Source organism: Candidatus Avelusimicrobium sp., assembly GCF_050873505.1.
GTDB lineage: Bacteria > Elusimicrobiota > Elusimicrobia > Elusimicrobiales > Elusimicrobiaceae > Avelusimicrobium.
The window spans coordinates 22,508-31,541 of sequence record NZ_JBNMIY010000013.1; the positions used below are offsets into that span (position 1 = coordinate 22,508).

Consider the following 9,034-nt stretch of genomic DNA (forward strand, 5'->3'; position numbering starts at 1 on the left):
GGCTTTTGCCCTAAAAGCAAAAGCCCCCTTCAAAAATGGTTGGGATTATTTGGTGATGCGCAAACTTTCCACCATACTTTTAGCCAGCAACTGGTCCGGCCCGTCCACCGTTCCGGCCACTACATAATATACCAGGTGGTTATCCGCCGGCACGACGGAAAGCCAAAACGGCACGGAATTGCCTTGGTTGGAATAGGCGGTGCCGGAAACCAGCAGGGCTTCGCGCCCGTTAATGGTGGCCTTTTCCGAGGAGTGGATTTCCAGTTGGCGGCGGTTTTGAATAGAAACCACAACCTCGTTAAAATCCTTGAACGGGTCCTCGTCCGCATTTCTTTGGCGAGCGATACCCGCAAAGGTAACGGCCTTGGGCGTTTTACCCGCGGCATCCTTTTTAAAGGCGTTGGTATCAATGCCTACGGTCAAATCCACATCGCCTAATTGCATCCAGTCGGAGAACGTCATCCCGTCATATACGGTCAGTTCCGCACCGTATTCGGGGGCCTGATAAGTGCTTTCGCCATATACGGGGTCAGCCGTTTGCGCGGCCGCAATAATGGGCTTAAAGGGGGCGGTTACCTTTTTAACACCCCAATACATCGCCAAGGCGGAGCACAAGCCCAAGAGCACCGTGGCTACACCCGCCAAAAAAAGCGGCCATTTGTTGCTGTCCTTCTTTAAAATCATCCAAATAACTTTAAAGAGCAGGAAGAATACCGCATACACGGCTACAATTCCCAGTAAAAACAAAATAACCAGTATCGTCATTTATTACTCCTTTAATAAGTTTTTTACAGTATATCTTTTTATGAGAAAAAATAACATCGTTTTACGCAAATTTTTACCGCCGGACGCCCGCGAATTAGCGCGAACCCTGCGCGCGGAGGACAGGAGAGAATTGGCCGCTTCGCACCCCGGGCGGGAGCCCGGCGCTTTGATAGGGCAGTTTGCGCAGGTTTCGCGTTGCGCCTTTACTCTTTTGCACTGGGGAAAAGTGGCGGCGGTGTGCGGAATTGTGGCGCCGTGCTTATTAGGAGCGCGGGCGCAGGTGTGGCTTTTAACGGGGGAAGAAGTGGAAGAAATCCCCAAGAGTTTCTTCGCCTGTATGCGCGGGCTGGTGGTGCATTTTTCGGGCGAATACCCCGAACTTGCCGTATGGGTGGATAGCCGCTACGCACGCGCTTTGCGGCTAGTAAAGCGGCTTAATTTTTCCGCCGGGCGTATTTTAATGGCGTCAGGCGTTACGTTTATAGAGTTTATTTTTAGGAGGAAGAAATATGGGAGGAGTCATTAAACAGGCGGGGTATGTCGTGTCGTCCGCCGCGTCGGTCTTTGGCAACCGCAAGGCCGAAAAGGATTATTACAAAGCTTTGGCGCAGGACGCCAACAGGCAGGCGGAATATGTGTCTGCCGCCGGGAAACGCCAAGCGGAGTATTTGTTTAAATCCGCCGCAGAGCGCAACCGGGAACTGTACGAAAATTACCGCCAAATGCTGGGCAGCCAGCAAACGGCGTTGGCTTCATCGGGCCTAAACGCCTCATCGGCCACGGTGCAAACCTTGCTTAAAAACAGCCGTTTAAATGCACAGTTGGACGAAAACGCGTTAAACGATACGCTGACGGATTCCCTGCGGGAAAACGAACTGGAAAGTAGCGAAAAAATTCGCAGTTTAACCGAAACCGCCAACCAATATAAGCGCGCCGCCAAACGCTCGGGCTCGTGGTGGAAGTGGAGCAAGCAGTTGCTCTCTATTTTTAATTAGGAGTTTTTAGATTATGCCAACTATTCCAACTTATACACGCGGGGAACAATACAGCGCGCCGCGCGTTTTAAAAAACGCCCCGTCTCCTGTCCGCTTGAAGGAAGCCTACCAAAACACCTTGCAGGCGGCGGGCGAATTGGGGCAAACGGTGGCCCGGTTGCTTCCCGCTAAGAAAGAAGGCCAAACGCAAAATTCGGGTGAAATAAAAACGCGCCAAGCCCTATTGGCGGCGGCTTCCGACGGGGTGCAAGCCCTGGATAAGGTCGCGGAACAAGTGCAAAACGCCAATTCCCCCGCGGCGGCAGATTGGGTGCTTTTGCGCGCGTCCGCCCTCGCTAGGGAAGAAAATGCCCAACGCCAACAGGCAAGCGAAGCATTAGGCCAAGAAAAAAATCTCTTGGTGGAAACGGGTTCGTTTGCTCCGTCGGCGGGGGCGCTGGAAGCGTATTTAAACGAGCAGTTGCCGGGGTACGAAAGCCGCCTTTTATCTGCCGGAGTTTCCGCCAAAAGTGCGCAAGCGGACCTTGCCCAAGTGCGGGGGGTATCTGCGCAGGCGTGCATTAAGCGGGCCGTATCGGCGCAGAATTATCAGGCAGCGCAGGGCGTGTACCAAAAATTTGCGGGATCGTTTTCCAAGGCGGAGCAAGAGGACCTAACCGCGCTAATCGGCGCGGCCAAGGCGGATAAACAGGCGCAACAATATTGGGATAACGCCCTTACGCAAACGGACGGCTCCGCCGAAGCGCGCCTAAAATGGGCGAAAGCGCAAACCGCGGACAAAGCCGTTTTGGAGAGCCTTTCTGCCTTGGGCGAACAAGCCCAGCAACAGGAATTTGCCCAACAGGCGCAGGCATTTTTATTCTTGGCTTCCGCCGGTACGCCCGAAGAGGCGCGGAAACGCTTGGCCTTATCCCCGCTTAAATATACCGGGGCGGTGGCCCGTGCGGTTTCCCAATTTGGCGCGCCCGCGCCGCACGCTTCGGCGGGAACCTTTAACCGTTTGTATTTTAGCGGAACGGAAAAAGAGAACGCGCGCGCCTTTGAAAAGGGCGAAGTTTCGGCGCGGGAATTTTTGGCCCTGTCCGCCGCCTATTCATCCCGCCAAGCCGGAGAGGACGATAAAACAGGCGCGTTTCTATGCGCCGGAATAGAAGCCTGGGCGCAAAAGAAGGGCCTTTCCACCAGCACGCAAGACGAAATAAAACGCGAAGTATTGTGTGCATCCGCCGACCCGCAGGAGCGTTTGAACGCTCTCAAACAAATTAAAACGTATTTTGATTTATAGGAGAAACTATGACCATTTCCACCCAAGTTACAAAACGCATTTACGCCGGGAACGGCGAAAACACCCAATGGGATGTAGATTTCCCGCTGTTGTCGGCGGACCATTTGCAGGTGTTTTTGACCTCGCCCCAAGGCGTGGAAACCCGCTTAACCGAACATTACCGTTTGGACGAAAGTACCCATACGCTTATTTACCCGATAGAGACGAGCGGCCTTGCGCCCTTGCCTGAAAATTGGACGATTACGCTCTTGCGCCACACGCCGCCCACGCAAGAGGTGGATTTGTTGCGCCAAGGAGAACTGGATGCCGAAGTGTTGGAACAGGCTTACGATAAACTTACCTTGCTCGTGCAGGAGTTGGGGGAGGAAACCGCGCGCTGTATTAAATACCCCTCGTCGGTGGAGCCCGCTTCGCCCGGGGCCGGGGAGTTTTTTAACCAAGTGAAGCGGGCGGCGGACGAAGCGCAAACCGCGGCCAATCAGGCGGAAGTATCGGCCAAGGCATCGTTAGTAAACGCCGGAAAGGCGCAAACCGCTTCGGCGCAGGCGGTGGCCGATATTGCCGCGCGGGAACAGCAGGCCCAAGAGGCCCTTTCTTCTACCCAGCAAACCTTGTCTGCCGCGCTTGCCAGTCAGGGGGAAAGCCTGACGGCTTCGGCGCAGGCGTCTGCGGAGTTGGCGGCTTCATACGCCCGGCAAGCCCGCGCGTATGCCTTGCGCACTTTGGGCAAAAGTTTGGGCGAAGTGTATTGGAGCCAGAGCAAAACGGCGGCGGATAACCCCGGGGCTTTGCCGCTGTGGACGGGGGAATATATTGCTAATGCCGCCACGCTGTACCCCGATTTTTACACGTGGGCCAAAAGCCACCCCGAATTGTGCAAAACCAAGGCGCAGTACGACGAAGCCCTTTCCGCTTACGGCGAGTGCCCGTATTATGTGGCGGACGAAGTATCCGGCTCCCTGCGCTTGCCCAAACTGACAAATTACATTAAAAACGCAGACGGGGAAAACGGTATCACGCAAAGCAGGGCCGGGCTTCCTACTGTAAAAGCCATTAGCAATACGGCCGCGCCCAATGTAAGCGGCGTGGCTTCCTTGCCTCCTTACGCCAAGGGCGTGCAAAATACGCAGGGCTATTCCCTGATGACGGGCTCGTCTATCAGCGTTTCCACGGCTTTGGCGTATGTGGAAAATGATGCATCCTTGGACAGTGCCGTCTATGGCGCGAGCGAAACCGTAACGCCCGCCCACACCACGCTTTACCCGTGGGTGTGCGCCTATTATCTCAATACCGAAAGCGCCGATACCTTGCAAATGCAGGAGCAGGCCACGGGCCTTACGCGGGCGGTGCGCGAGGTGGTGCTTAGTGAAAATTCCACCGTCAGCCCGCACGTTAAACAGCAGGCGCGGCAGTTGGAACTATTAGCCGTCGCACGCAGGAGTGGAAAATGAGCAAACTCAAAGATTGGCTCTATGCGGGAGGCGTGCTCTTGGCCGTAGGGTTTTGGTTTTTTACGCTCTATGGACTGCCCCCGCGGGTGGAAATTTTGGAAAAGAAAGTATCCGCGCACGAGGAGCGCTTGGCGCGTTCCGACGTGAAGTTGGATATGATTGCGGACGATGTAAAAAGCATTAAGGTTATTTTACTTAACGCCGCAAAAAACTAAAAGGAGAAATAAAAATGACGCAACTTATTAACTGGTGTACCCAACATTGGCAGGATGTGCTTGCTATTATCGGTGGAGTGGTCGGCGTGGCAACCGTCATCGTCAAACTGACGCCTACGCAAAAGGATGATGCGGTGCTGGGCAAGATTATTGCCGTCTTGTCCGCCTTGTCGCTCGTCAATGCGGACGGCTCTTTTGTAGGAGCAAAAAAATGATGTACGCCTTAATCGGCGGACTGATGGCTATGGCGGTGGGCGTACTGTGCGTATTGTCCGCCGCCGTGGGCCGCGCAAAAGAGCGGCTTCGCGTTGCAAAACAGGAGCAAAAAGAAAATGAAAAAATGGATAAAATCTTGGAGCAGGTGGCTGCTGTGCCTGATGAGCGTTTGCTTATCGTCTTGCGCGGGGAACACAAACCTGCGCGCAAACGCGCCCGTTTGCCGCGTTCGCTTTGACGTGCACGACGAGGGACTTGCGCATTTGAGTCCGCATAACTTGCGCGCTATCCTGGCCTTTGAGTCCGCCTGTGCCCTAGCGGGGTCCTGCGGACTGCAAATCAATGCGCTAGGTAGCGATTAGTGGAGCCACATTGTTTTCGTAGTGTCGCGCTCTTATGAAACAGCGTCCTGCGGGCGGCAACTCTATGCCCTAGGTAGCGATTAGTGTAGCCACACTGTTTTTGTAATGTCGCGCACTTATGAAACAACACGCTACGCGCCGCAGATTTACCGCGCTCAAATGATTAGTGGGGCCACACTGCGGGGACAAGGTTGCTCTTTGACGAAACAGCACGCTGCGCGCCGCACCCTAGCGGGCGGCAGCTCAATGCGCTAGGTAGCGATTAATTGGGCCACACTATTTCTGCAATGTCGCGCACATACAAAACAAAGTCGTACCTATATAAAAAACCCCGGGGACTGTAAAAGTCTCCGGGGGTTTTTAGTAAAAAGCAATTTTTAGAATTTACCGTTTACCGGGTTGCCGTTCGTAATGGCGTTGCAGTATTGGCCGGCCTTGCTGCTATCGCTTAATTGGCTGGGCTTTTCTGCCGCATCGTTTACAGCACCGCAATAGCGGTAGGTTTGGATGACGCTTCCGTTATCTTCCATTACCGTTTTTAACTGGTAAACATCTTTGGTGGTGTTACGGGTAGCGTTGATGACAAATTTCGTGCTGCTTAACTGTTGCATCGTAATTTTATAGTTTTTACCACCGTAGTTGGAACCGTTTTGCGGGATTTCCACATCCAGCACCGCAAAATTGTTGGCGCTCGGCCACGCATCCTTTTGGAAGCGGTAGCGTTCCACCGCATCGCGCGTGGCGCTCATCAGCGTGAGGGCTTCGGCGGCGCGGGATTTTTCCACAGCCGTGGTGTATTGGGGCAACGCGATAGCGGACAATACGCCGATAATCAGCACTACCACCAACAGTTCAATAAGAGTAAAACCAGCATTGTTACCAGTCATTTTTTATCTCCCTAAATTAAAATAAAAATTGCTTACACCATAGTATAGCAAAAAACGCCCGGATTGCAATAATTTAAAAACCGCCGGAGTTTTTTTTCACTCCGGCGGTAAATATTACCCAAGGGCGGCCAGTTTGGTAAACAGGTCCTTTTGTTCCTTGGTTAGGGTACGGGGGACATCTATCGTTAGGGTTACGTACAAACTGCCCTTGGCGCTTAATCCCTTGCCGCTTAATTTTAGTTTTTTCCCGTTGTGCGTTCCGGCGGGGACTTTTACTTTGACGGGGCCGTCTAAGGTGGGCACATAAATCGTGCCGCCCAAAGCCGCCGTCCACGGCATAAGCGTTACCGGGACGTAGAGGTCCTCGCCCTCCAAGCGGTACATCGCGTGCGGGCGGATTTTTACTACCAAATACAAATCGCCGTTGCCGCGTTGGGTCGGGTTGCCCATCCCTTTAAGTTTAATCTTTTTGCCCTCGCTTACCCCGGCGGGGAGTTTAACGGTAACCGTGCGGCCGTTGGGCAAAGTCATTTGCATATTGCCGCCGCGGTGGGCGTCTTCCAAGTTGAGCGCGAGTTCGGCTTCCACGTCGCCCTCGGCTTGGCCCGAAGCCGCACTGCGGCCAAAGTTCTTGCCAAAGCCGGAGAAGCCTCCGCCCATACCGCCAAAAATACTTTGGAAGAAATCGCTGAAATCTCCTCCGCCAAAGGCTTGCGCGCCACCCGCGCCGCCAAAGCCGGAAAATCCGCCGGCGTTCCCGCCGTAGGAGTATTGCTGGTACTGCTGGTACGGGTTGCCGCCTGCTGACGAGCGCGCACGGGAGGAAGCCCCGCCACGGGCATAGTCTTGATAGCCCTGCTCGCCTACTTGGTCGTAGATGGTGCGTTTTTGTTTATCGGACAGGACGGTATAAGCCTCGTTTAAATCTTTAAATTTTTCTGTCCATTTGGCTTTTTCCGCTTCCGGGTGCATATCCGGGTGATACTTGCGGGCCATCGTTTTGAACGCCTTTTTAATATCGGCGTCCGAGGCGGTTTTGCTCACGCCTAAAATTTTATAGTAATCTTTGTATTCTGCCATAATTCACACCTTCCAACTATCATTTTATATAATTTTTCTATATATTCAATATGCTATTACTGACTAGAAGCGCTAACAAAACGCCCCTGCGGCTGATATTAACGACGGAAGCATTTTCGTCGCTTACGAACCAGTTTATGCAAATTTTGCTTCCGTGGTATATTTTGTCGTCCACGGGTAGCATTATGTGGACGGGTGTGGTGGGCTTTTGTGCGTTACTGCCGAATATTTTTTCCTCGCTTTTTGGCGCGCCCGTGATTGACAAATTGGGCCGCTCCAAAACGATGCTCTCGTGCGAGGTTATCCAACTTTTGCTATTGGGGTTAATCCCTGTTTTAATTTTGGCGGGCAAGGATTGGCCTTGGCTTATCGGCCTGCTTATTTTTTTAAGTTCGTTTTTTGATGCCCCCGGCCAACTGGCGCGCACGGCTTTATCTCCCACGTTTTCGCGCTATGCCGATGTGCCGCTTGCCAAAACCTCGGGCATTATAGAAGCCTTTGACGGCATTATGGCTGTTGCGGGGCCGCTTTTGGCCGGGGCTGTGATTGCGTATTGCGGGCTTTTGTATGCGTGGGAACTGTGCGTTTTCTTCTGCCTGATTATTGTAGTGTTGTGCATTGTGGTTTTTAGTAACCGCCGCCCGCGGCAGTTGCGCCCGTTGGCCGGATACCGTGAAGTTATTTCCCATTTAAAGACGGACCGTATGTTGTGGGAGCCTATTTTGTTTACTTTGCCTACATTTATTTTAGGCCAGTCGTGGGAACTTATTTTGCCTCCCTCTTATATATATGAGCACGGGTTTAACTCGGTTTACTTGGGCTTTTTGGGCTCGGCCTTTGGGCTGGGGGCTTTTGCGGGCGCGTTGTTTTTTGCGGGGGCGGCCAAGAAATTTTCCTTCTTTACGCTGCTTTCGTGCAATTATTTGGGCTACTTGCTTTCAATTTTGGTATTATATTTTAAGTTGCCTACTTATGTGGTTTTGGCGGCTACCACGCTGTGCGGGGTGCCGTTTGGCGCGTTTGGGGCGATGATTATCAGCATTATTTTATTGCAAACTCCGGTGCCGCTTCGCAGTAAAACCTTGGGGCTGTACGCCACCGCTACTTATACGGTGGAAAGTGTATGCGTGCTGGGGCTGGCGGGGTGCATTAGTTGGATGGGGTTGCAAAACACGCTACTTTTGGTGAGTGCGGTGTTTATGGGGCTTACTTTTGTGAGTGTGCGCGCCCGGCGGAAGGAAGATTTTTGGCAGGTTTTATCGTCGGAGAAAAAAAAGAGTTTACAAAACAAAAAGGATTTACTATAATATTTATGTAGCAAGGATGAGCAGTTTTAAAAAACAGATTTTTCCCCGATAGCTCAATGGTGGAGCGACCGGCTGTTAACCGGTAGGTTGTAGGTTCGAGCCCTACTCGGGGAGCCATTTAAAAAGCCACGCGCAAGCGTGGTTTTTTTATGCCCCCGAGAGCAGGCAAACTGCTTTGCCTGCGATAGGGCGAGAAAGGCGGAGCGATGTTTTTGTTTGTGCGCATAAAGTTCCCTTGCGCACAAGGCAAAAACCGCGAGCCCGGCCTGCAGAAAAATTCCGTCAGGAATTTTATCGGAAGGCGAGCCGAGGGGAGCCATTTAAAAAGCCACGCGAAAGCGTGGTTTTTTTGTGCCCCCGAGAGCAGGCAAACTGCTTTGCCTGCGATAGGGCGAGAAAGGCGGAGCGATGTTTTTGTTTGTGCGCATAAAGTTCCCTTGCGCACAAGGCAAAAACCGCGAGCCCGGCCTG

General features: G+C 52.8%; 12 protein-coding genes and 1 tRNA gene. 9 read left to right on the plus strand and 4 right to left on the minus strand.

The features are described from left to right. Nucleotides 1-45: 45 nt before the first annotated feature. A complete protein-coding gene (locus tag ACR0QV_RS06890) occupies nucleotides 46-765 on the minus strand; it encodes a hypothetical protein (protein ID WP_432635713.1) in 720 nt (239 codons plus the stop codon). 40 nt (nucleotides 766-805) lie between these two features. On the opposite strand from ACR0QV_RS06890, the gene ACR0QV_RS06895 reads away from it, so the two are divergent. The 7 genes from ACR0QV_RS06895 to ACR0QV_RS06925 are packed head-to-tail and all read left to right on the plus strand — an operon-like array spanning nucleotide 806 to nucleotide 5,165. Continuing rightward, nucleotides 806-1,291 carry a hypothetical protein gene (locus tag ACR0QV_RS06895; protein WP_432635715.1) on the plus strand — a complete coding sequence of 162 codons (486 nt, stop codon included), beginning with the start codon at nucleotides 806-808 and terminating at the stop codon, nucleotides 1,289-1,291. Then, the gene (locus ACR0QV_RS06900) at nucleotides 1,275-1,760 is read left to right on the plus strand and encodes a hypothetical protein (protein WP_432635717.1); all 486 of its coding nucleotides are present in this window, start codon (nucleotides 1,275-1,277) and stop codon (nucleotides 1,758-1,760) included. Before ACR0QV_RS06895 ends, ACR0QV_RS06900 begins: the two co-directional genes overlap by 17 nt. Before the next feature lie 13 nt (nucleotides 1,761-1,773). Continuing rightward, complete coding sequence (locus ACR0QV_RS06905) at nucleotides 1,774-3,045, plus strand: hypothetical protein (protein ID WP_432635719.1); 1,272 nt, start codon at nucleotides 1,774-1,776, stop codon at nucleotides 3,043-3,045. A gap of 8 nt (nucleotides 3,046-3,053) precedes the next feature. Continuing rightward, a complete protein-coding gene (locus ACR0QV_RS06910; protein WP_432635721.1) occupies nucleotides 3,054-4,496 on the plus strand; it encodes a hypothetical protein in 1,443 nt (480 codons plus the stop codon). Further along, complete coding sequence (locus tag ACR0QV_RS06915; protein WP_432635723.1) at nucleotides 4,493-4,711, plus strand: hypothetical protein; 219 nt, start codon at nucleotides 4,493-4,495, stop codon at nucleotides 4,709-4,711. Before ACR0QV_RS06910 ends, ACR0QV_RS06915 begins: the two co-directional genes overlap by 4 nt. Before the next feature lie 14 nt (nucleotides 4,712-4,725). Then, nucleotides 4,726-4,926, plus strand: a complete 201-nt coding sequence (locus ACR0QV_RS06920) for a hypothetical protein (RefSeq protein WP_428060372.1) — start codon at nucleotides 4,726-4,728, stop codon at nucleotides 4,924-4,926. Next, on the plus strand, nucleotides 4,923-5,165 hold the full coding sequence (locus tag ACR0QV_RS06925; RefSeq protein WP_432635725.1) for a hypothetical protein: 243 nt from the start codon (nucleotides 4,923-4,925) through the stop codon (nucleotides 5,163-5,165). The genes ACR0QV_RS06920 and ACR0QV_RS06925 overlap by 4 nt, the downstream gene beginning before the upstream one ends. 501 nt (nucleotides 5,166-5,666) lie before the next feature. Here ACR0QV_RS06925 and ACR0QV_RS06930 read toward each other — a convergent pair. Both ACR0QV_RS06930 and ACR0QV_RS06935 read right to left on the minus strand, forming a co-directional pair. Then, nucleotides 5,667-6,176, minus strand: a complete 510-nt coding sequence (locus tag ACR0QV_RS06930; RefSeq protein WP_432635727.1) for a type IV pilin protein — start codon at nucleotides 6,174-6,176, stop codon at nucleotides 5,667-5,669. A gap of 114 nt (nucleotides 6,177-6,290) precedes the next feature. Then, a complete protein-coding gene (locus ACR0QV_RS06935; RefSeq protein ID WP_432635729.1) occupies nucleotides 6,291-7,256 on the minus strand; it encodes a DnaJ C-terminal domain-containing protein in 966 nt (321 codons plus the stop codon). Between the two features lie 50 nt (nucleotides 7,257-7,306). Between ACR0QV_RS06935 and ACR0QV_RS06940 the strand changes: the two genes are divergently transcribed. Further along, complete coding sequence (locus tag ACR0QV_RS06940) at nucleotides 7,307-8,563, plus strand: MFS transporter (RefSeq protein ID WP_432635731.1); 1,257 nt, start codon at nucleotides 7,307-7,309, stop codon at nucleotides 8,561-8,563. Between the two features lie 42 nt (nucleotides 8,564-8,605). Beyond that, a tRNA-Asn gene (locus tag ACR0QV_RS06945) sits at nucleotides 8,606-8,680 on the plus strand. A gap of 174 nt (nucleotides 8,681-8,854) precedes the next feature. On the opposite strand, the gene ACR0QV_RS06950 is transcribed toward ACR0QV_RS06945, so the two are convergent. Then, nucleotides 8,855-9,034 (minus strand): hypothetical protein (locus tag ACR0QV_RS06950; protein ID WP_432635732.1); only part of this gene is annotated, 180 nt, incomplete at its 5' end.